Genomic DNA, 709 nt, shown 5'->3' on the forward strand with positions numbered 1-709 from the left:
TCTGGAACTTTAACAGTCCAGTTGCCATCTTTATCTACTGTTGTTGTTCCCTCTTTACCATCTGGGAACTTAACAGTAATTGTTGCTCCTGGCTCACCTTTACCTGTTACAGTTGTATCACCTGGTTGTACAGGGTTAACAGTTGGTGCTTCTGGTGCGACTGTATCTGTTACCGTTACTTCTGTTGGCTCTGATACGTTTCCGTTGCTGTCTTTCGCTACAACTTTAACTTTATCGCCCTCTTTAACTTCTACACCTTTTGGTACATCTACTTTGTAGTTACCTTCTCCATCTACTGGTACATCTTTGATAACATCTCCGTTTGGTAATGTTACATCTACTGTTCCATTTGGTTCTGCCTTACCTGTGATCACTTTGTCGCCTGGTTGTACAGGGTTAACAGTTGGTGCTTCTGGTGCGACTGTGTCTGTTACCGTTACTTCTGTTGGCTCTGATACGTTTCCGTTGCTGTCTTTCGCTACAACTTTAACTTTGTCGCCTTCTTTAACTTCTACACCTTTTGGTACATCTACTTTGTAGTTACCTTCTCCATCTACTGGTACATCTTTGATAACATCTCCATTTGGTAATGTTACATCTACTGTTCCATTTGGTTCTGCCTTACCTGTGATCACTTTGTCGCCTGGTTGTACAGGGTTAACAGTTGGTGCTTCTGGTGCGACTGTGTCTGTTACCGTTACTTCTGTTG

Annotated in this window: 1 protein-coding gene; it reads right to left on the minus strand. The window is 42.6% G+C overall.

Annotated features, from left to right (window positions below; translation table 11 throughout):
* A partial coding sequence (locus NXS11_RS10865; RefSeq protein WP_259201283.1) for an Ig-like domain-containing protein occupies nucleotides 1-709 on the minus strand: 709 nt, incomplete at both ends.

The sequence above is a fragment of the Staphylococcus americanisciuri genome, assembly GCF_024814435.1.
GTDB lineage: Bacteria > Bacillota > Bacilli > Staphylococcales > Staphylococcaceae > Staphylococcus > Staphylococcus americanisciuri.